Consider the following 20270-nt stretch of genomic DNA (forward strand, 5'->3'; position numbering starts at 1 on the left):
ATGGTTCGGCCGGGCCGCGGTGATCAGTTGATAGGGGTCAACGCCGGCAGCTTCCACTGGCCGTTGGCGACTTCAGGTTTGGGCAGGTACAGGCGCAAGATGGCGAAGAACGGGCCGTGGGGCGCCGGCAGCCAGTTGCTGCGTTGATCCTTGAGCGGCTCGGAATGCTGCAGATAGAGCGTCACGCCGCCATCGGCATCGCGCTTGAGGATGGGCAGCATGCGCGAGTTGATCAGGTAGCGTTTGGAGTGGTTGGCCACCAGCAGCTTGGTCTTGGCGTCATACAGGGTCAGCGACCAGAAGGCGTCGGCCGGTGGCAGCTGGTCCTTGGCAAAATGCAGGGTGTAGCTGTGCTTCGCGCCATTGACCGACTTGCCTGCGTTATCGACGAAGTACCCCATGTAGGCAGCTTCATCGGCGGAGTTGCCAAAGATCCCCATGTTGGCGCCGGCGTAGCGGTACAGGTAGTTGTTGTTCAGGTGATCGCGGGTGCCGAAGAAATCGCCACTGGTGACCTGATGGGTATCGACCTGGTCTTTCTTGAACGCGGCGAACTCGGCCTTGGCATCGCTGATGCCGTCTTCCAGCGCCTTGCGTTGTTCGGCGGTGAGGGCCTTGAGGTCGAACGGCTGGCCGGCAACGATGCCGATGGTGGCGAAACGCGCCAGCAGGTCTTTCTCGGAGTCCTGTGCCGGGGCAAAGGCGAGCATGAAGTTCAGGTAGCGGAACAGTTCCGGGCTGTCGGTCATGCTGGCGGTCGGTTTCGGCCAGCTGATCTTCGCCGGGGTGGCCGGTGCCGGTTGCTTGAGGTACTGGCTCAGGGTCTGGACCTTGTAGCCGTTCTGGATTTTCCTGACCTTTTCCAGGTCCTTTTCATCGAACAGCTGTGTGCGGTACAGCGCATAGGCGATATTGCTTTCGCTGCGCACCACGCGGTCGATGTCCACCGGCTGCTGACCTTTCCAGTCGGGCCCGACGACCATGAAGTGACCGCCACGGTTGCCGGTGCTACGGGTGCCCAGGTAGGCGAAATTCTGGGTGTAGAGGTCGATCAGCTGGACCGAGTAGTAACGCTCCTCGGCGATCTCTGGCAGGGTCAGGACCAGCGGTTCGGCGCGCAGGTCCATCCACACGAACGAGTAGGGGGTGTCCGAGTTAGGCGTGATGATCGCCGTGTCCTTGGGGGTGAACACCCGGGCGGTATTGCCGATGCGGTTGAACGGTGCCTTGAAGTTCGGCCCACCCTTGTCCACGGCCTGTGCGTATAACGTTTTGTACATCTCCACCACCGGGAAGCCATACAGATAGGCCTCCTTGGCAATGCCCCGTGCTTGTTCCGGGCTGGCGCTGAAGTCGGCCCAGGCGCCAGGGCTCAGTAGCAGGGCCAGGCCCGCGAGTAAAAGGCGGGTCGGTTTTACAAGAGTCATTGCACAGTCCTATGGCTAAGCACGTTGCGGATGTTATTTGCCAAACGTGACGTTGATACCGGCGAACAGGGTGAACTGCGGCAGGCCGTCGCCCTTGCGCGCGACCGTCCACTGCGGTTCGAGGAACGCATTGAGGATGTTGCTATCGGACTTCCACGCCTTGCCCGCACCGAAACCGATGGGGATGTAATGGGTGTCGTTCTTCAGGTCGAAGGTCCAGATACCGGTCGAGCGCAAGTACCAGCCCTTGGGCAGGTTATGCATGAAGAATGGCTGCAGGGTTGCGGTTTCAACGTGCTCCCGGTCGTGATCGCCGGCGAACGAGCTCTGGTACTGCACCAGCGCGCCGAGCAGGCCTCGTGGCGAGGCGTCGATGGCCACGGCGGCCAGGCCGGCCTGCCATTTGCCGGTCCCCAGCTCGTCCTGTTCCGCGGTGGGCGCGGTGAGTTGCGGGCCGATACCCAGCTGCACGCCTTCGGTCTTGAGCAGGAAGATATCGAACAGGTTCAGGTCACCCATGCCCGTGCTGTAGCCGTTGTGCGGATCGGGACGGGTGCTGATCGGCAGGGTGAGGCGCAGCAACTGGGGGACAGGGATCACGTCGTTGGCGGCCATCGGCAGGGCGCCCCGCAACAAGGCGTCATTGGTGTGGACGTTGGTGTCGTACAGGCTGGGGGTGTAGTAATCCTGGAGGTTGAGGCCGGGGGCAAGGCTCAACGGGTTGTTACTCTTGTTCGCGGTCTCGGCGTTGTCCGCCAACGCGCCAGCGGCAGGCAGCAGTGTGGTGGCCAGCAGCAGGACTTTGCGTGACATTCCCTTTGACATCGTTCCCTCGTATCCCTGGTGGCTCGATCATTGCTTCAGTGCTTGATGGCCGATTGCTTTGTAGTATTTATTCTGGAGAACCGTAGGGCGCGTCAGGTTACGTTAGCATTAAACACGGTAACGACCGCTCGTCGTCATTGGATATTTCAATGTGTGTCGCAGTTCAGCTAAATTTTTTTAAAGTAACTTGTTTTAATTCATTTGGTTAGGCGTGAAAGTTCCGGTAATGCCTAAGAGGCTGGGGCGAGGCCTTGGGTGCGTGTTCAACGGAAGTTGGGTGCAGATGCCGGTAATGGCATTTACGACCCAGTCCAAAGGGCGCACACCCGACGAGGTTCGGGATTTCTGCCTTGGGGGTCGCCACTTTCTGAAGATCTTCCCTGGAGAAGCACCCCTTTGGCTGATATCGACCCACGGAGCCTGATAAACGCCTCCGGGCGCCCGTTTTGATGGCTGCACGGGGTCTTTGAGGTGTGGCATTGGAATAGGGGGCGTCGTTGGATTGAAGCCTGCACTTACCTTAACCCAAGTCATCAGAGTGTCATTATGGATGACGTATGGATGCGTTCTGTAATGACGGAGTTGGCTCGGACAACCTCCGGAATGAAATTCCGCCTAGTTGATCAAGTGTCAATTAAGTGTCCTCAACGTTCAGCTGAGGAGCCGCTCCCGGCGCTGAATAGGGTAATTCGCTCAAGCCCCTCTCAGTGCTTGCCCGACTGCCAGAACCAGGCCGGCTGAAATCTGCTGAGATTGAACTTCGGTAAGTTCCCCTGAAAAGTACCCGTCAGAAGTGGAGTTTTCCCCTGGTCGGATCAAACGGAGAACTTATACCGCGCAACAGGATGTACGCAGTGATGAATTCGATGCTATCGAGATGTTCTGTAACTCGAAGCGCCGTCACAGTTTCAATAGTAAGTTGTCATTGGCGGGGCTCAAAAATCGCTGCAAAATTAACTTGCAAGGTATCTAGCGAGTTTAGGGTGATTCATGCTTCCAGCAAAAATATATCGCACTTTGTTACGCATCGTAAGTTGCGCTTTCGACAAGCGCACGCTCATTGTAGTGCTACCGGCAGCATAACGCTGTTGAAAACAAGGAGCGTTGAGATGGTTCGTAATAAAGATAATACAGTGACCAACGTTAGGGCATTACTGGAACGGAGGCAGCTCCTGCAGGGAGCCGTAGCGGGTGCGGCAGTTCAAACGAACACTGGGCTCGTCGACTCGAATGGCGATCCACTCATGCAAAGCCACGTGTTACCTTCCAGCATGCCTGAGCAATTCTATGATGCCCTGCGACACAGCATTCTCGGTGGGGTGAATCTTGTCCCTGTCGTCGGTGGACTTCTATCATACTTGGGCGCGCTATTCATACCAGACACCGGTGAGTCGCCGGAGCAGATGTGGGGGCGTCTGATCGATGCGAAAATTTCAGATGCATTGATGAGAACGGTTCAGCGGGATCTGGTTGGTCTTTCGAATGTGAGCAGGCTATACAAGACTGCTGTTGAAACCGGAAACAATCAGACGATCCTCGCACAGAGCATTGCGGCCAATACGCAGTTCACCGCCATGCTGCCGGGGTTTCAACTCAGTGGAGAGGAATCGGCACTGCTGCCCCTGTTTGCAATTGCCGCCACTCTCCATCTAGCCTTACTTAGAGACATGGTGCTAAAGGGTAAGGAAATTGGCCTCGAGGACGCGCATGTGGCCAGACTCGCAGACGAAATGATCGCCCTGATCAAACAGTACTCCACGTATGTGGACACTCATGTAGCCGCTGCAATCGACAAAACACGACGCGATAATCCGAACGGAGTCGGTTGGTACGGCAGGAACATGCCGCTGTCAGCCATGCTGGAAACAAAGGCTCACTATCAGATCACTGTCATTGATTTTCGAGATACATGGAGCGGGTTTGACCCGATTCGTTTTCCTGGCAAGTCTCTCATAAAGCTTGATCGCGAAGTGTACACGCCAGTCCTCGGTTGGTGGGACTCCAAGAATCGTGCTCCTGATGCGATCCCGGTATGGGAGCGTCCGCAGTCGCCCTTGAATGCGCTTAAGGTATGGGACAAGAGTCAATGGCGCACGCGTTTCATCTTCGGCTTCGAAGAAAGCTATGCGGACGGTAGCAGAACCAGTTCCGGCTCAAAGGACGGTGTTGTCCATGACGTTCCTGTTGGACGCTACATCGACGAGGTCGTTACGCAATCTACTGCAGGTGTCTTCCACATGAACTTTCGCAGCGCTGGACGCTGGACAGGGGTGGGAAGAGCCCCCGATGGGACCTCACCCCGCGTATTTCGAAGTGCCTTTTCCGGGCACAGGCTGTCCTCGGTTCGAGCCATAGGCCAAGGAGAAAGGGCGGCTGAAGGGGCTGTGAGTGGTTGCGTACTCGGATTTCAGTTGATCGATCAGGGCGCCACCTCGATATCCCTAGCAGCGTTCGACGCGATCGCTCCAAAGATCGCACCGCAGTTACTTGAGTGGATAGCTAGATGACAGGATTTGATCATCTGTCGCGCCGGACGATCGTGGCACAGACAACGTGACAATGCCGACGGTCAGAGGGTCGTTGGTGACCGCCTGACCGTCGGCAAACTCGCTCTCCCAGTGCAGGTCAACGCGGTCATTAATCAGCACCGTGCCGTGAGAAAGCGCTACCTGCACCTGGATCTTGATAGAGCCATTTATCAGTTCACACTGACATAATGCTCGACGGCGAAGTGCCGACATGCCGGGATAGGCTCGATGACGCATTCGTGGTTAACTTTGCGTCCTCGCACCACCAAGCGATGATTCATAATCACTCCATTCAAAAGGATACCGCTCATGGCTCAAGTCACCCTCAAAGGCAACCCGGTTCAAGTCAACGGCCAACTGCCTCAAGCCGGTACCAAGGCACCAGCCTTTTCCCTGGTGGCAGGCGATCTGTCCGACGTGACCCTGGCGAGCTTCGCCGGCAAGCGCAAAGTACTGAACATCTTCCCAAGCGTTGACACTCCGACCTGCGCCACCTCGGTTCGCACGTTCAACGCCCAGGCCAATGACGTGGCCAACACCGTTGTGCTGTGCATCTCGGCTGACCTGCCGTTCGCCCAGGCGCGCTTCTGCGGCGCGGAAGGCCTGGAAAACGTCAAGAACCTGTCGACCCTGCGCGGCGCCGAGTTCATCGAGCAGTACGGCGTGGCGATTGCCGACGGCCCGCTCAAAGGCCTGACCGCGCGCGCGGTGGTGGTGCTGGACGAAAACGACAACGTGCTGCACAGCGAACTGGTCAAGGAAATCGCTGACGAGCCGAACTACGCGGCGGCGTTGTCCGTTCTGAAATAATCGCGTTTACAATTGTTAACGGCCTGGCACTGCCCAGGCCGTTTTCATTTGTGCTTCAGTAATTTAGCAAACACTCGCAATCGTCAGCTGAAGGTAAATTGCCGGTAAAGGCGCTTTGCTTATAAGCCACTAGTGCTTATCGTTCAGCCTCCTGTATCAAGATGCCCACGCGCCCAATGGTTGATCACTCCATGCAATCCTCTGCTTCCCGTAATCCTCGTCGCTGGCTGTTCGGCCTATTGGTTCTGTTGGTCATTGCCGGCCTGTGCTGGATGTTCTGGCCAAGCGCGGCGACGCAAAAGGACGGCGCCGCGGCAAAAGCCGCGAACGGCCATGCCGGCAGGGCAGGCGGAATGCGCCCCGGATTTGGCGGCGCGACGGGGGCGGTGCCGGTACGGGTGGCCCCGGCGGTGCTGGGGGATTTCCCGCTGTACTACAAGGCGCTGGGCACGGTCACGGCGTTGAACACCATTAATGTGCGCAGCCGGGTCGGCGGCGAACTGGTGAAAATCGCCTTTGAAGAAGGGCAGATGGTCAAGGCCGGCGACCTGCTGGCCGAGATCGACCCGCGTCCTTATCAGAATGCCTTGCTCCAGGCCGAAGGGACCCTGTTGCAGAACCAGGCACAGTTGAAAAATGCCCTGGTGGACCTGGAGCGTTATCGCGGCCTGTATGCCGAAGACAGTATCGCCAAGCAGACCCTGGACACCGCCGCCGCGCTGGTGGGGCAGTATCAGGGCACGGTGAAGACCAACCAGGCGGCGGTCAACGACGCCAAGCTCAACCTTGAATTCACCAAAATCCGCGCCCCGATCACCGGTCGGGTTGGTCTGCGGCAGCTCGATGTCGGCAACCTGGTGGCCGCCAACGACACCACCGCGCTGGCAATCATCACCCAGACCCAGCCGATCAGCGTGGTGTTCACCCTGCCGGAAAACAGCCTGGACGTGGTGCTGGCCCGTTACCGCTCCGGCGCCAGGCTGCCGGTCGAGGCCTGGGACCGTGGCGACAACAAGCTGCAGGCCAGTGGCCTCTTGCATAGCCTGGACAACCAGATCGACACCACCACTGGCACCCTGAAGCTCAAGGCGCGCTACGACAACCGCGACCAGGCGCTGTTCCCCAATCAGTTCGTCAACGTCCGCCTGCTCGCCGACACCCTCAAGGGGGTGATCCTGGCGCCTTCGGCGGCCATTCAGTTCGGCACCAACGGCACCTTCGTCTATGCCCTGGACGGTGACAAGAAGGTCACCATCCGCACCTTGAAGATTGGCGCCAGCGACGGCGACAACACCGTGATCCTGGAGGGCCTGAAGCCTGGTGATCGGGTGGTCCTGGAAGGCACAGACCGCTTGAAAGAGGGCAGTGAGGTCGAAGTGGTCAACGACAGCGACACGGTACCGGCATCGCCGGCGGACAGCCTGCACAGCCAGGCCACTGATGGCGCCTCCGCACCCGCTGCCACCGGCAAGGCCCTCAAGGGCGGCGCATGAACATCTCGCGCCTGTTCATCCTGCGGCCGGTTGCCACGACCCTGAGCATGCTGGCCATTGTCCTGGCTGGCTTGATCGCCTATCGGCTGTTGCCGGTGTCGGCGTTACCGCAGGTCGACTACCCGACCATCCGGGTCATGACCCTGTACCCGGGCGCCAGCCCGGATGTGATGACCAGTGCGGTCACCGCGCCCCTGGAGCGCCAGTTCGGGCAAATGCCCGGCCTGACCCAGATGGCCTCGACCAGTTCCGGCGGCGCCTCGGTGATCACCCTGCGTTTCAACCTCGAGATCAACATGGACGTGGCCGAGCAGCAGGTGCAGGCGGCGATCAATGCCGCGACCAACCTGCTGCCCAACGACCTGCCGGCGCCTCCCGTGTACAACAAGGTCAACCCGGCGGACACCCCGGTGCTGACCCTGGCGATCACCTCCAAGACCATGCTGCTGCCCAAGCTCAATGACCTGGTCGACACGCGCATGGCGCAAAAGATCGCCCAGATCAGTGGCGTCGGCATGGTCAGCATTGCCGGCGGTCAACGCCAGGCGGTGCGGATCAAGGTCAATCCGCAGGCCCTGGCGGCTAGCGGCTTGAACCTGTCGGACGTGCGCAGCCTGATCGGCGCCTCCAACGTCAACCAGCCCAAAGGCAACTTCGACGGCCCGACCCGGGTGTCGATGCTCGACGCCAACGACCAGCTGACCTCGCCCAAGGATTACGCCGAGCTGATCCTGGCCTACAACAACGGCGCGCCGTTGCGGCTCAAGGATGTGGCGCAGATCGTCGACGGCGCGGAGAATGAGCGCCTCGCGGCCTGGGCCAATGAAAACCAGGCGGTGCTGCTCAACATCCAGCGCCAGCCCGGGGCCAACGTGATCGAGGTGGTCGACCGGATCAAGGCCCTGTTGCCGAGCATCACCGATAACCTGCCGGCCGGCCTCGACGTCGTGGTGCTGACCGACCGCACCCAGACCATTCGGGCCTCGGTCACCGACGTGCAGCACGAACTGCTGATTGCCATTGCCCTGGTGGTGATGGTGACATTCCTGTTCCTGCGTCGCGCCAGCGCCACCCTGATCCCGTCGATTGCCGTGCCCTTGTCGTTGATCGGCACCTTCGGGGTGATGTACCTGGCCGGGTTCTCGGTCAATAACCTGACCTTGATGGCCCTGACCATCGCCACCGGCTTTGTGGTGGATGATGCGATCGTCATGCTGGAAAACATCTCGCGCTACATTGAGGAGGGCGACAGCCCCTTGCAGGCAGCGCTCAAGGGCGCCAAGCAGATCGGCTTTACCCTGGTCTCGCTGACGTTGTCGCTGATCGCGGTGTTGATCCCGCTGCTGTTCATGGCGGACGTGGTCGGGCGGTTGTTCCGCGAGTTCGCCATCACCCTGGCGGTGGCCATCCTGATTTCCCTGGTGGTCTCGCTGACCCTGACGCCGATGATGTGCGCGCGCCTGCTCAAGCGTGAACCCAAGCCTGAAGAGCAGGGCCGTTTCTACCGGGCCAGCGGTGCGTGGATCGACTGGCTGATCGCAGCCTATGGCCGGCAGTTGCAATGGGTCCTCAAGCACCAGCCGCTGACCCTGTTGGTCGCCATCGCCACCCTGGGCCTGACGGTGGTCCTGTACCTGGTGGTGCCCAAGGGCTTCTTCCCGGTGCAAGACACCGGGGTGATCCAGGGTATTTCCGAAGCGCCGCAGTCGATCTCGTTCGCGGCCATGAGTGAGCGTCAACAGGAATTGGCCAGGGTCATCCTGAAGGACCCAGCGGTGCAGAGCCTTTCTTCCTATATCGGCGTGGATGGCGACAACGCCACGCTCAACAGCGGCCGCTTGCTGATCAATCTCAAGCCCCACCGGGAACGCGACCTGAGCGCGACCGAGGTCATCAGCCGCCTGCAGCCGCAACTGGACACCCTGGTGGGCATTCGCCTGTTCATGCAGCCGGTGCAAGACCTGACCATCGAGGACCGGGTCAGCCGCACGCAGTACCAGTTCAGCATGTCGTCTCCGGATGCCGAACTGCTCAGTCAGTGGAGTGGTCGCCTGGTCGAAGCGCTGGCCCGCCAGCCCGAGCTGACCGATGTCGCCAGCGATCTGCAGGACAAGGGCTTGCAGGTGTACCTGGTGATCGACCGGGACGCGGCCTCGCGCATCGGGGTGTCGGTGTCCAACATCACGGACGCGCTGTACGACGCCTTCGGCCAGCGGCAGATCTCGACCATTTACACCCAGGCCAGCCAGTACCGCGTGGTATTGCAGGCCAGGGATGGCGAGAAAATCGGTCCGCAGGCGCTGGAGCAGATCTACGTCAAGAGCACCGACGGCGGCCAGGTCCGACTGTCCAGCCTGGCCCGGATCGAAGAGCGCCAGGCCCAGCTGGCGATTGCCCATATCGGCCAGTTCCCGGCGGTGATGGTGTCCTTCAACCTCGCGCCCGGGGTGGCTCTGGGGCAAGCGGTGGCGTTGATCGAACAGGTCGAACAGGAAATCGGCATGCCGATCGGGGTGCAGACCGAGTTTCAGGGTGCGGCCCAGGCCTTCCAGGCTTCGCTGTCGAGCACCTTGCTGCTGATTCTGGCGGCCGTGGTGACCATGTACATCGTGCTGGGGGTGCTGTACGAAAGCTACATTCACCCGATCACCATTCTCTCCACCTTGCCTTCGGCCGCTGTCGGCGCCTTGCTGGCGTTGCTGCTCAGTGGCAACGACCTGGGGATGATCGCCATTATCGGCATCATCCTGCTGATCGGCATCGTCAAGAAGAACGCGATCATGATGATCGACTTCGCCCTGGAGGCCGAGCGCAATCAAGGCATGGACCCGGCGACGGCGATCTATCAGGCGGCGTTGCTGCGGTTCCGGCCGATCCTGATGACCACCCTGGCGGCCCTGTTCGGGGCGGTGCCCTTGATGCTCGCCACCGGTTCCGGCGCTGAACTGCGCCAACCCCTGGGGTTGGTGATGGTGGGCGGCTTGTTGGTCAGCCAGGTATTGACGCTGTTTACCACGCCGGTGATCTATCTGTATTTCGACCGTCTCGGTCGACGCTGGCGGCGTGCGCCTGAGCGTCTGGAGTCGGTAGAGCAGCCATGAACCTGTCTGGACCTTTCATCAAGCGCCCGGTAGCGACCATGTTGCTGAGCTTGGCAATCATGCTGCTGGGTGGCGTCAGTTTCGGCCTGTTGCCGGTGTCGCCTTTGCCGCAAATGGACTTCCCGGTGATCGTGGTCCAGGCCAGTTTGCCGGGTGCCAGCCCCGAGGTCATGGCGTCCACCGTGGCCACGCCGCTGGAGCGATCCTTCGGTGCGATCGCCGGGGTCAATACCATGAGCAGCCGCTCCAGCCAGGGCTCGACCCGGGTGATCCTGCAATTTGACCTGGACCGCGACATCAATGGCGCGGCGCGGGAAGTGCAGGCGGCGATCAATGCCTCGCGCAACCTGCTGCCCAGCGGCATGCGCAGCATGCCCACCTACAAGAAGGTCAACCCGTCCCAGGCGCCGATCATGGTGCTGTCGTTGACCTCCGACGTGCTGGAAAAAGGCCAGCTGTATGACCTGGCCTCGACCATCCTCTCGCAAAGCCTGTCCCAGGTGCCGGGTGTGGGTGAAGTGCAGATCGGCGGCAGCTCCCTGCCGGCGGTGCGCATCGAGCTTGAGCCGCAACTGCTGAACCAGTACGGCGTGGCCCTGGATGACGTGCGCAACACCATCGCCAACGCCAACGTGCGCCGGCCCAAGGGCTCGATCGAAGACGACCAGCGCATGTGGCAGGTGCAGGCCAACGACCAGTTGGAACGGGCCAAGGACTACGAGCCGCTGATCATTCGCTACCAGAACGGATCGGTGTTGCGCCTGAGCGATGTGGCCAAGGTCTCCGATGGCGTCGAGGACCGCTACAACAGTGGCTTCTTCAACGACGACTCGGCGGTGTTGCTGGTGATCAACCGCCAGGCCGGCGCCAACATCATCGAGACGGTCAACGAGATCAAGGCCCAGTTGCCCGCGTTGCAGGCCGTGTTGCCGTCCAGCGTCAAACTGAACCTGGCGATGGACCGCTCGCCGGTGATCAAGGCGACCCTGCATGAAGCGGAAATGACCCTGCTGATCGCCGTGGCGCTGGTGATCCTGGTGGTGTTCCTGTTCCTTGGCAACTTCCGCGCCTCGTTGATTCCCACGCTGGCGGTGCCGGTGTCATTGGTCGGCACCTTTGCGGTGATGTACCTCTACGGGTTCTCCCTGAACAACCTGTCGCTGATGGCGCTGATCCTCGCCACCGGCCTGGTGGTGGACGATGCCATCGTGGTGCTGGAGAACATCTCCCGGCACATCGATGACGGTATTGCGCCGATGAAGGCCGCCTACCTGGGGGCCAAGGAAGTCGGTTTCACCCTGTTGTCGATGAACGTGTCGCTGGTGGCGGTGTTCCTGTCGATCCTGTTCATGGGCGGGATCATCGAGAGCCTGTTTCGCGAGTTCTCGATCACCCTGGCGGCGGCGATCGTGGTGTCGCTGGTGGTGTCCCTGACCCTGACCCCGATGCTCTGTGCCCGCTGGCTCAAACCCCACACGCCGGGTCGGGACAACCGCCTGCAGCGGGGCAGTCGCAAGGCCAACGACTGGATGGTCAAGCACTACGCCAGCAGCCTGGACTGGGTGCTGCGGCATCCGCGACTGACCCTGTTCAGCCTGTTCATTACCATTGGCGTCAACGTCGCGTTGTATGTGGTGGTCCCGAAAACTTTCCTGCCCCAGCAGGACACCGGTCAACTGATCGGTTTTGTCCGGGGCGACGACGGGCTGTCCTTCAGTGTGATGCAGCCGAAAATGGAGATCTTCCGCCGTGCGGTGTTGAAAGACCCGGCCGTGGAAAGCGTCGCCGGGTTTATTGGCGGCAGCAACGGCATCAACAACGCCTTCATGCTGGTACGCCTGAAGCCGGTCAAGGAGCGCAAGCTGTCGGCGCAGAAGGTCATCGAGCGCCTGCGCAAGGAAATGCCCAAGGTACCCGGTGCCCAGTTGATGCTGATGGCCGATCAGGACCTTCAGTTTGGCGGCGGCCGCGAGCAACAGTCGTCCCAGTACAGCTACATCCTGCAGAGCGGCGACCTGTCGGCATTGCGCGAGTGGTACCCGAAAGTGGTGACCGCGCTCAAGGCGTTGCCGGAGCTGACCGCCATCGACGCCCGGGAAGGGGCCGGGGCGGCGCAGGTGACACTGGTGGTCGACCGCGACCAGGCCAAGCGCCTGGGCATCGACATGGACATGGTCACCTCGGTGCTGAACAACGCCTACAGCCAGCGGCAGATTTCCACCATCTACGACAGCCTGAACCAGTATCAGGTGGTGATGGAGGTCAATCCCAAGTACGCCCAGGACCCGATCACCCTCAATCAGGTGCAGGTGATCACCTCGACCGGCGCGCGGATTCCCCTTTCAGCCATTGCCCACTACGAAAACAGCCTGGAAAACGACCGCGTCAGCCATGAAGGGCAATTCGCCTCCGAAAGCGTGTCGTTCGACATGGCTGAAGGGGTGAGCGTGGAGCAGGGCGGTGCCGCGATCGAGCGGGCGATTGCCAGGCTCGGCCTGCCGGAAGAAGTGATTGCCAAGATGGCCGGTACCGCCGATGCCTTCGCCGCCACCCAGAAGAGCCAGCCGTGGATGATCCTTGGCTCGTTGCTGGCGGTGTACCTGGTGTTGGGGGTGCTCTATGAAAGCTACGTACACCCGCTGACCATTCTCTCCACCTTGCCTTCGGCCGGGGTGGGCGCGCTGCTGTCGATCTACGCGCTGGGGGGCGAGTTCAGCCTGATCTCCCTGCTGGGGCTGTTCTTGCTGATCGGCGTGGTGAAAAAGAATGCCATCCTGATGATCGACCTGGCGCTGCAACTTGAGCGCCAACAGGGCATGGCGCCCCTGGAGTCGATCCGCAGTGCCTGCCTGTTGCGCTTGCGCCCGATTCTGATGACCACGCTGGCGGCCATTCTCGGCGCCTTGCCGCTGTTGCTCAGCAGCGCCGAGGGCGCGGAAATGCGCCAGCCCCTGGGCCTGACCATCATCGGCGGGCTGATCTTCAGCCAGGTGCTGACGCTTTACACCACCCCGGTGGTTTACCTTTACCTCGACCGTTTGCGCCATCGGGTCAACCGCTGGCGTGGGGTTCGTACCGATGCTGCCCTGGAAACCGCGCTATGACTGACCGCTGCCCATTCAACCTCGACACCCTGTCGACCCGGCGCCTGGTCACGGCCCGTGGCTCGCGGTTGTTGAGCCTGTCCCTCAGTGCCCTGATGCTCAGCGCCTGCGCCATTGGCCCCGACTACCAGCGTCCGAGCGTCGCCTCGCAGGCCCACTACGAGCAGGCTGAAGGCTGGCGTCAGGCCACTCCGAGCGATGCGTTGGCGCGGGGTGCCTGGTGGGAGCTGTATGGCGATCAACAGCTCAACGGCCTGATCGACACGCTCAACCGTTCCAACCAGACCGTCGTGCAAGCCGAAGCGCAGTACCGTCAGGCCCAGGCCCTGGTGCGCAGTGCCCGTGGTGCGTTCTATCCGACGGTCGACCTGAGTGGCGGCAAAACCCGTTCCAGCCAGGGCTCCGGCAGCAGCAGTTCGAGCCTGAGCAACTCCAGCAGCGGCATCCGCAACACCTACAGTACGGAGCTGGGCGTCAGCTGGGAGGCCGATATCTGGGGCAAGCTGCGTCGGGGCCTGGAAGCCGATGAGGCCAGCGCCCAAGCGAGCTTCGCCGACCTGGCGGCTATGCGCCTGAGCCAGCAGTCGGAACTGGTGCAGAACTACCTGCAGCTGCGGGTGATCGATCAGCAAAAGCGCCTGCTGCAAGCCACGGTGGACAACTACCAGCGCTCCTTGATCATGACCGAAAACCAGTACCGCGCCGGTGTGTCCGGCAAGGATGCGGTGGCCCAGGCGCAAACCCAGCTCAAAAGCACCCAGGCCGACCTGATTGACCTGATCTGGCAGCGCGCGCAATTCGAGAATGCCATTGCCGTGCTGATGGGCTTGCCACCGGCGCAGTTCAGCCTGGCGGAAATCCAGACCATCCCGGCCTTGCCCCAAGTGCCGGTGAGCCTGCCGTCGCAACTGTTGGAGCGGCGCCCGGACATCGCCTCCGCCGAACGCTCGGTGATCGCCGCCAACGCCAACATTGGCGTGGCAAAGGCCGCTTACTATCCGGACCTGTCGCTGAGTTTGTCCGGTGGCTACAGCAGCAGTACCTCGGCCGACCTGATCAGCTTGCCGAACCGTTTCTGGTCGGTGGGACCGAAACTGGCCATGACCCTGTTCGACGGCGGTCAGCGAACGGCTGAAGTCGACCGTACCGAGGCGGTCTACGACCAGACCGTGGCCAAGTACCGCCAGACGGTGCTCGATGGTTTCCGCGAGGTGGAAAACTACCTGGTACAGCTCAAGGTGTTCGAAGATGAAGCGGTGGTGCGTCAGCAAGCGCTGGACGCCGCCCGTGAGTCGCTGCGCCTGACCCAGAACCAGTACAAGGCCGGGCTGATCGCCTACCTTGACGTGGTGGTGGTGCAGGCCACGGCCCTGAGCAATGAGCGCAGCGTCCTGAGCTTGCAGCAGAGTCGCCTGATCGCCAGCGTCCAGCTGATCGCCGCGCTGGGTGGCGGATGGGACGGGCAGTTGCAGGCCAGCGCAAGCAAATAGGCATCGATGATGGTGCAGCCCACCCCGTGGCGAGCAAGCTCGCTCGCCACATGAAAGCGCGATTTCGACCCCTTCTGGAACACACCCTTACATCCCGTAAGGGCATGTCTGGGCTTGTTACAGACTTTTCGTCCGACTACTGGCCTTTTGGCTACTTTGCAGGTGCGTTCGGCGACGGAATCAGTACAATCGCCCACTTTCGCCCCACGAGCACGGACGCAGCATGGTAGGGCTTTGTCGAGAAGTCTGATGCTCATCGGTAGCTATTCCCCCGCCCTGGTTCTTATCTCGCTCTGCGTAGCGATACTTGCGTCCTATACGGCACTGGACCTGACCGGCCGTATCGCCACGGCCAAGGGGCGGGCGGTCCACCTGTGGACGGCCGGTGGCGCCCTGGCCATGGGGATCGGGGTCTGGTCCATGCACTTCATTGGCATGCTGGCCTTCAGTTTGCCGATCAACCTGGGCTATGACTTCGCAATCACCGCGTTGTCGCTGGTGATTGCGGTGGTGTCCTGTGGCTTTGCCCTGTGGCTGGTTAGCCAGCCACGCCTGCCGGCCTGGCAACTGGCATTTGGTGCCTTGATCATGGGCGCCGGGATCAGTGCCATGCACTACACCGGCATGGCCGCCCTGCGCATGACTCCCGGCATCGATTATGACCCGACCCTGTTCGGTGCCTCGCTGGCGATTGCCGTCGGGGCATCGGCCGCGGCACTGTGGATCGCCTTCCGGTTGCGCCAGAACACCCCGTACGTGCGCTTTGCCCGGGCCGGGGCGGCGATCATCATGGGCATTGCCATCGTTGGCATGCACTACACCGGGATGGCTGCCGCGCAATTCGCCGACGGCAGCTTTTGCGGCGCCGCCCTCGATGGCTTGAGCGGCAAGGGCCTGGACAACCTGGTACTGGTCACCACTCTGGCGGTGCTGAGCATCGCGCTGCTGACCTCCATCCTCGATGCGCGCCTTGAGGCGCGTACCGCCGAGTTGGCCAATTCCCTGACCCTGGCCAACCGTGAACTGACCCAATTGGCCTTGCACGACACGCTCACCGGGCTGCCCAACCGCGTGTTGCTGGCCGACCGTATCGACCAGGCCATGCAGCGGGTGCAGGAGCAGGGCGGCTGCTTTGCGCTGATGTTCATTGACCTGGACGGCTTCAAGCCGGTGAACGACGCCTTTGGTCACCATATGGGCGACCAGTTGTTGTGCGAGGTGGGCGTTCGCCTGCGTGAGGATTTGCGCAGCCAGGACACCCTGGCGCGCATCGGTGGGGACGAGTTCGTCCTGTTGGTGCAGCTCGCCGAAGCGGACGATGCCTTGCGTCTGGCCGCACGGCAGGTGGGGCTGATCGCGCGTGCCTTCCGGGTCGGGGAGCACGATCTGCAGATCTCCGCCAGCGTTGGTATCGCGATCTATCCCGGTAATGGCACAACGCCGCAAGAGCTGCTGATGAATGCCGATGCGGCGATGTATCACGCCAAGGGCACCGGCAAGAACGGTTACCGGTTCTTCGATGCGTCGATGAACACTGATGCGCGCCGGCAGCTGCAGCTGTTGCAGGACCTGCGCAACGCGGTCGAGCACCAGCACTTCAGCCTCTACTACCAACCCAAGTTTGACGCCAGCAACGGTCAGCCGGTGGGGGCCGAAGCACTGTTGCGCTGGGAGCACCCGACCCAGGGCATGATGCTGCCGGACCGCTTCATCGAGCTTGCGGAAAAAACCGGGTTGATCATCCCGATTGGTGAGTGGGTACTCAACGAAGCCTGCCGGCAGATGCGTCAGTGGCACCTTCAGGGGTATGCCAACTGGCGCATCGCGGTCAACCTGTCGGCCTTGCAGTTCTGTCACGAAGGCCTGGTGCAAAGCGTTGCCAACGCCCTGGCGGCCCATGACCTGCCGGCAAACAGCCTGACCCTGGAAATCACCGAGACCACCGCCATGAGCGATGCAGACGCCAGCATGACGGTACTCCAGCAGCTGTCGGACATGGGGGTCGACCTGTCCATCGATGACTTTGGCACCGGCTATTCCAGCTTGATGTACCTCAAGCGCCTGCCGGCCAACGAGCTGAAGATCGACCGCGGTTTTGTCCGTGACCTGGAGCACGACAGTGACGACGCCGCCATCGTGTCGGCCATCGTCGCCCTGGGGCAGGCGCTGGGCTTGCGCATTGTCGCCGAAGGGGTGGAAACCGGCGTGCAACAGGACTTCCTCACGCAGTTGGGCTGCGATTCGCTGCAGGGTTATCTGTTGGGTCACCCGTTGCCGGCCGAGCGCTTCATGGTCGACATCCACCGCGCCGAGCAACGGGCTGCCAGCTGATCGCCGCGAACCTCGTCTGACCGGTGGGCGCTGGCTTGCCAGGGCAGGCAGCAGTGGGTTTTCCGCCCTCGGCAAGCCTGCCGGATACCGGGTTTGCCTGACCCAGGACATGCAAAAGCCGGCGCTGGCAGGTATTCTTGGCACGCAAGGCTTCAGCTCAGACCAGGGGGAGAGATCAGCATGGACAAAGTCATCGTCATCACCGGTGGCGGTCGGGGGATCGGTGCCGCCACGGCGTTGCTGGCGGCCAGGCAGGGGTACCGCATCTGCATCAACTACCAGTCCGACGAGCAGTCCGCACAGCGGGTGCTGGAGCAGGTGCGCGACCTTGGCGCCCAGGCCATCGCCGTACGCGCCGATGTCAGTATCGAAGATGAAGTGATCAGTCTGTTCCAGCGGGTCGACCAGGAACTGGGGCGCGTGACCGCATTGGTCAACAACGCCGGCACCGTCGGCCAGAAGTCGCGGGTGGAGGAGATGTCCGAGTTCCGCATCCTGAAAATCATGAAAACCAATGTCCTGGCGCCGATCCTCTGTGCCAAGCACGCACTGTTGCGCATGTCGCCCAGGCACGGTGGGCAGGGTGGCAGCATCGTCAACGTCTCGTCGGTCGCTTCGCGACTCGGCTCACCGGGTGAGTATGTCGACTACGCGGCCTCCAAGGGCGCGCTGGATTCGTTCACCATCGGCCTGTCCAAGGAAGTCGCCGGAGAAGGCATCCGCGTCAACGCGGTGCGCCCGGGCTACATCTACACCGACTTCCATGCCCTGAGCGGCGATCCGGATCGGGTCAGCAAGCTGGAGTCGGGCATTCCGATGGCCCGCGGCGGTCGCCCGGATGAAGTCGCCGAAGCGATTATCTGGTTGCTGTCGGACAAGGCGTCCTATTCCACCGGGACCTTTGTCGACCTGGGGGGTGGGCGCTAGTGTCCTGTCTCGCCAACCTTTTTGATGGCGTGTGTTGCCGCTCCGAGCCTGACATCACGGCTTGACGATTCGAAGTTATTAACTATGATTGAATTTTAATCATAGTGATGCGTGATTGCGCGGCATTGGAGTAATGATCATGGCAACCACTGCCAAAACCCGATCCGTGACGGCTCATGTCCCTGTCGAACTCGCCGAAAGGGTTGACGAGATCGCTGAGCGCCTGGAGCGTTCAAAGAACTGGATAGTCAAGCAGGCTCTGTCCGCCTGGATAGACCAGGAAGAAGAGCGCAGTCGCCTGACCCGTGAGGCCTTGGCTGATGTGGACGCTGGCCGCGTGATTGATCATCAGGCTGTCCAGGCCTGGGCCGATAGCCTCAGTACCGACTCCCCGCTGCCAGTTCCGCGCTGATGGAGTTGAAGTGGACCAGCAAGGCGCTTTCCGACATTGCCCGGCTGTACGAGTTTCTGGCCGCGGTGAACCAACCTGCTGCCGCGCATACGGTTCAACAGCTCACGGCTGCTCCAGCCACGTTGCTGGCTAATCCACGCATTGGCGAACGGCTTGAAGAGTTTGAGCCACGGGATGTGCGCAGAATTATCATCGGCCACTACGAGATGCGTTACGAGATACAGGGCTCCACCCTCTATTTGCTGCGCCTGTGGCATACACGCGAGGATCGATAGCCTGGACAACATCGAACCCTCAGAACGACCGTACGATCCGTCCCAGTGTCTCCATCGCCTTCTCAGAATCTTCAGTCCACGGGCTGCCGTAATTCAACCGGATGCAATTCCTGAAGCGCCGGGTCGGTGAAAAAATCGGTCCTGGTGCAATGCTGATGCCCTGTGCCAACGCCATCTGGAACAACTTCAACGAATCCATCTGTGCCGGCAATTCCAGCCATAGGAAGTAGCCGCCGGCCGGTTGGCTGACGCGGGTCTGGGCCGGGAAATAGCGGGCAATGGCGGCGAGCATGGCGCTTTGCTGCTCTTCGAGGGCATAGCGCAGTTTGCGCAGATGACGGTCGTAGCCGCCGTGTTGCAGGTAGTCGGCAATCGCCGCCTGGGCCGGCATCGAGGCGCACAGCGAAGTCATCAATTTCAGCCGTTCGATTTTCTGTGCGTAACGCCCGGCGGCGACCCAACCGATGCGGTAACCGGGGGCCAGGCTTTTGGCAAATGAGCTGCAATGCATCACCAGTCCCTCGGTGTCGAAGGCCTTGGCCGGCTTGGGGGCTTGCTGGCCATAGTAGAGCTCGGCGTACACATCATCTTCAATCAGCGGCACTTGATGGCGGCGCAGTAGTTCCACCAGCTCCTGCTTCTTGGCCTCGGGCATGGTCGCGCCCATGGGGTTCTGGAAACTGGTCATGCACCAGCAGGCCTTGATCGGATGGCGCTCCAGGGTTTGTGCCAGTACGCCCAAGTCGATGCCGTCACGGGGGTGCACGGGGATTTCCACCGCCTTGAGCTTCAGGCGTTCGAGCACTTGCAGGCTGGCGTAGAACGCCGGGGCCTCGATGGCCACCAGGTCGCCGGGCTCGGTCACCGCCTGCAGGCACAGGTTCAGGGCTTCCAGGGCACCGTTGGTAATCAGCAGTTCTTCCATGGGCAGCATCAAGCCGCCGACCATGTAGCGCAGGGCGATTTGCCGACGCAGTTGCGGGTTGCCGGGCGACATGTCGGTGACCACCATGCGCGGGTCCATCTCGCGACTGGCGCTGGCCAGCGAGCGTGACAGCCGTTGCAAGGGAAACAGGGTCGGGCTGGGGAAGGCCGAGCCAAAGGGTACGGTGTTCGGGTCCTTGATCGAATCGAGTACCGAGAACACCAGTTCGCTGACGTCGACTTCAGTGGACTCGTTGACCTGGCTGCTGATCACCGGCTCCGAAAACGGGCTCGGCGCGTGTGTATTGACGAAGTAACCGGAACGCGGGCGGGCGCGAATCAGACCGCGACGCTCCAGCAGGTAATAGGCCTGGAACACCGTGGAGGGGCTGACCCCGTAGGTCTGGCTGGCGTAGCGCACCGACGGCACGCGCTGGCCGGGGCCGAGCACCCCGGAGCGGATCAGTTCGGCAATGTCGTCGGCGAATTTTTCGTAGCGTTTCATCGAAAGCCCGATAGATGTCATTCAGAAAAAACGAGGTGTCTTCTTCGCGGGCAAGCCCGCTCCCACAGGTATTGCGCAGTTCTTGTGAGAGCGGGCCGGGCGGCGTTCCGCTTGCCCG

The 20270-nt window shown here is 61.4% G+C and carries 14 protein-coding genes; 10 read left to right on the forward strand and 4 right to left on the reverse strand.

Annotation, left to right across the window (positions count from 1 at the left end; translation table 11 throughout):
- Positions 1-23 precede the first annotated feature (23 nt).
- Both CKW29_RS00290 and CKW29_RS00295 read right to left on the reverse strand, forming a co-directional pair.
- A complete protein-coding gene (locus CKW29_RS00290) occupies positions 24-1427 on the reverse strand; it encodes a DUF1254 domain-containing protein (protein ID WP_095147655.1) in 1404 nt (467 codons plus the stop codon).
- Between the two features lie 33 nt (positions 1428-1460).
- Positions 1461-2240: a hypothetical protein gene (locus CKW29_RS00295; RefSeq protein ID WP_095147656.1), complete on the reverse strand. Its 780-nt coding sequence runs from the start codon at positions 2238-2240 to the stop codon at positions 1461-1463.
- Between the two features lie 1121 nt (positions 2241-3361).
- On the opposite strand from CKW29_RS00295, the gene CKW29_RS00300 reads away from it, so the two are divergent.
- On the forward strand, positions 3362-4759 hold the full coding sequence (locus CKW29_RS00300; RefSeq protein ID WP_159950198.1) for an insecticidal delta-endotoxin Cry8Ea1 family protein: 1398 nt from the start codon (positions 3362-3364) through the stop codon (positions 4757-4759).
- Here the strand turns inward: CKW29_RS00300 and CKW29_RS25340 are convergent.
- Positions 4736-4993 carry a hypothetical protein gene (locus CKW29_RS25340; RefSeq protein WP_141234430.1) on the reverse strand — a complete coding sequence of 86 codons (258 nt, stop codon included), beginning with the start codon at positions 4991-4993 and terminating at the stop codon, positions 4736-4738. The genes CKW29_RS00300 and CKW29_RS25340 overlap by 24 nt on opposite strands.
- A gap of 96 nt (positions 4994-5089) precedes the next feature.
- On the opposite strand from CKW29_RS25340, the gene tpx reads away from it, so the two are divergent.
- The 9 genes from tpx (at position 5090) to CKW29_RS00345 (ending at position 18723) form a co-directional block, all read left to right on the forward strand.
- Positions 5090-5590 carry a thiol peroxidase gene (gene tpx / locus CKW29_RS00305; protein WP_095144097.1) on the forward strand — a complete coding sequence of 167 codons (501 nt, stop codon included), beginning with the start codon at positions 5090-5092 and terminating at the stop codon, positions 5588-5590.
- Between the two features lie 176 nt (positions 5591-5766).
- A complete protein-coding gene (locus CKW29_RS00310) occupies positions 5767-7083 on the forward strand; it encodes an MdtA/MuxA family multidrug efflux RND transporter periplasmic adaptor subunit (protein ID WP_095144098.1) in 1317 nt (438 codons plus the stop codon).
- Entirely contained in the window at positions 7080-10184 is a 3105-nt protein-coding gene (locus tag CKW29_RS00315) for an MdtB/MuxB family multidrug efflux RND transporter permease subunit (RefSeq protein WP_095147658.1), read from the forward strand. Before CKW29_RS00310 ends, CKW29_RS00315 begins: the two co-directional genes overlap by 4 nt.
- The gene (locus CKW29_RS00320) at positions 10181-13288 is read left to right on the forward strand and encodes an efflux RND transporter permease subunit (protein WP_095147659.1); all 3108 of its coding nucleotides are present in this window, start codon (positions 10181-10183) and stop codon (positions 13286-13288) included. The genes CKW29_RS00315 and CKW29_RS00320 overlap by 4 nt, the downstream gene beginning before the upstream one ends.
- Positions 13285-14778, forward strand: coding sequence for an efflux transporter outer membrane subunit (locus CKW29_RS00325; protein ID WP_095147660.1), 1494 nt, complete (start codon positions 13285-13287; stop codon positions 14776-14778). Before CKW29_RS00320 ends, CKW29_RS00325 begins: the two co-directional genes overlap by 4 nt.
- 249 nt (positions 14779-15027) lie before the next feature.
- Positions 15028-17109 (forward strand): bifunctional diguanylate cyclase/phosphodiesterase, encoded by a 2082-nt coding sequence (locus CKW29_RS00330; RefSeq protein ID WP_095144102.1) that lies wholly within the window; start codon positions 15028-15030, stop codon positions 17107-17109.
- A 180-nt stretch (positions 17110-17289) separates the two neighbouring features.
- On the forward strand, positions 17290-18036 hold the full coding sequence (locus tag CKW29_RS00335; RefSeq protein ID WP_095144103.1) for an SDR family oxidoreductase: 747 nt from the start codon (positions 17290-17292) through the stop codon (positions 18034-18036).
- Between the two features lie 139 nt (positions 18037-18175).
- Positions 18176-18448: a CopG family ribbon-helix-helix protein gene (locus CKW29_RS00340; protein WP_095144104.1), complete on the forward strand. Its 273-nt coding sequence runs from the start codon at positions 18176-18178 to the stop codon at positions 18446-18448.
- Positions 18448-18723 carry a type II toxin-antitoxin system RelE/ParE family toxin gene (locus CKW29_RS00345; protein WP_095144105.1) on the forward strand — a complete coding sequence of 92 codons (276 nt, stop codon included), beginning with the start codon at positions 18448-18450 and terminating at the stop codon, positions 18721-18723. The genes CKW29_RS00340 and CKW29_RS00345 overlap by 1 nt, the downstream gene beginning before the upstream one ends.
- Before the next feature lie 19 nt (positions 18724-18742).
- Here CKW29_RS00345 and mapR read toward each other — a convergent pair whose 3' ends face one another.
- The gene (mapR, locus tag CKW29_RS00350; RefSeq protein WP_095147661.1) at positions 18743-20152 is read right to left on the reverse strand and encodes a GntR family transcriptional regulator MpaR; all 1410 of its coding nucleotides are present in this window, start codon (positions 20150-20152) and stop codon (positions 18743-18745) included.
- Positions 20153-20270: the final 118 nt, after the last annotated feature.

Origin of the sequence: Pseudomonas sp. Irchel s3a18, assembly GCF_900187535.1 — a bacterium.
In the GTDB taxonomy this organism is placed as follows: Bacteria; Pseudomonadota; Gammaproteobacteria; order Pseudomonadales; family Pseudomonadaceae; genus Aquipseudomonas.

Excerpts from the sequence above, each read along its gene's own strand:
- CKW29_RS00300 (WP_159950198.1), top strand. The coding sequence starts at position 3,362 with ATGGTTCGTAATAAAGATAATACAGTGACCAACGTTAGGGCATTACTG.
- CKW29_RS00310 (WP_095144098.1), top strand. The coding sequence starts at position 5,767 with ATGGTTGATCACTCCATGCAATCCTCTGCTTCCCGTAATCCTCGTCGC.
- CKW29_RS00335 (WP_095144103.1), top strand. The coding sequence starts at position 17,290 with ATGGACAAAGTCATCGTCATCACCGGTGGCGGTCGGGGGATCGGTGCC.
- CKW29_RS00290 (WP_095147655.1), bottom strand. The coding sequence starts at position 1,427 with ATGACTCTTGTAAAACCGACCCGCCTTTTACTCGCGGGCCTGGCCCTG.
- CKW29_RS00315 (WP_095147658.1), top strand. The coding sequence starts at position 7,080 with ATGAACATCTCGCGCCTGTTCATCCTGCGGCCGGTTGCCACGACCCTG.
- CKW29_RS00325 (WP_095147660.1), top strand. The coding sequence starts at position 13,285 with ATGACTGACCGCTGCCCATTCAACCTCGACACCCTGTCGACCCGGCGC.
- CKW29_RS00320 (WP_095147659.1), top strand. The coding sequence starts at position 10,181 with ATGAACCTGTCTGGACCTTTCATCAAGCGCCCGGTAGCGACCATGTTG.
- CKW29_RS00345 (WP_095144105.1), top strand. The coding sequence starts at position 18,448 with ATGGAGTTGAAGTGGACCAGCAAGGCGCTTTCCGACATTGCCCGGCTG.
- CKW29_RS00340 (WP_095144104.1), top strand. The coding sequence starts at position 18,176 with ATGGCAACCACTGCCAAAACCCGATCCGTGACGGCTCATGTCCCTGTC.
- CKW29_RS25340 (WP_141234430.1), bottom strand. The coding sequence starts at position 4,993 with ATGTCGGCACTTCGCCGTCGAGCATTATGTCAGTGTGAACTGATAAAT.
- tpx (WP_095144097.1), top strand. The coding sequence starts at position 5,090 with ATGGCTCAAGTCACCCTCAAAGGCAACCCGGTTCAAGTCAACGGCCAA.
- CKW29_RS00295 (WP_095147656.1), bottom strand. The coding sequence starts at position 2,240 with ATGTCACGCAAAGTCCTGCTGCTGGCCACCACACTGCTGCCTGCCGCT.
- CKW29_RS00330 (WP_095144102.1), top strand. The coding sequence starts at position 15,028 with ATGCTCATCGGTAGCTATTCCCCCGCCCTGGTTCTTATCTCGCTCTGC.
- mapR (WP_095147661.1), bottom strand. The coding sequence starts at position 20,152 with ATGAAACGCTACGAAAAATTCGCCGACGACATTGCCGAACTGATCCGC.